The following is a 517-nucleotide window of genomic DNA, read 5'->3' as shown; positions in this document are numbered from 1 at the left end:
TTACTTACAACTACCCGGAGCATATCGGTGTTAGTCCCGTCCTTCATCAGCTCCTAGTGCCAAGGCATCCACCGTGCGCCCTTATTCACTTAACTAAGTTACAGTAAATATAGCTTGTTTTGCCTTGATGGTCTGTTAAAGACCACTTTCTTGCATTTATAAATCTAGCTTCAGCTCCTAGAAACTCCCGTCATAAGCAATGGTCTTCCAAACGCTAAAAAACAAGCGTTTTCCAGTCCCTTGCTAGCGTTGCGTTTCTGAACAGTCGCCTTAGCCTTTTGTTTTTGATGTCGTTGTTACTCTTATTTAGTTTTCAAGGTACAAATAGAGAGCTTTGCTCTCTCAAAACTGAACCAAACAACCCAGTATGTTCCGAAATAGTCTAGCCCTAGTGGCCGGTAAACAGCCACTTGCGCTTTCTTATTTATATCCTTAGAAAGGAGGTGATCCAGCCGCACCTTCCGATACGGCTACCTTGTTACGACTTCACCCCAATCATTGGTCCCACCTTCGGCGG

The 517-nt window shown here is 44.5% G+C and carries 2 rRNA genes; both read right to left on the bottom strand.

Going from position 1 to position 517, the window contains the following annotated elements:
• Positions 1–95: ribosomal RNA gene (locus L3V42_RS18075) — 23S ribosomal RNA — on the bottom strand; the annotation flags it as partial.
• 341 nt (positions 96–436) lie between these two features.
• Positions 437–517: ribosomal RNA gene (locus L3V42_RS18070) — 16S ribosomal RNA — on the bottom strand; the annotation flags it as partial.

This window comes from Oceanobacillus alkalisoli (assembly GCF_022213125.1).
Lineage (GTDB): Bacteria > Bacillota > Bacilli > Bacillales > Amphibacillaceae > Oceanobacillus > Oceanobacillus alkalisoli.
This window is presented reverse-complemented; position numbering and strand designations above follow the sequence as displayed.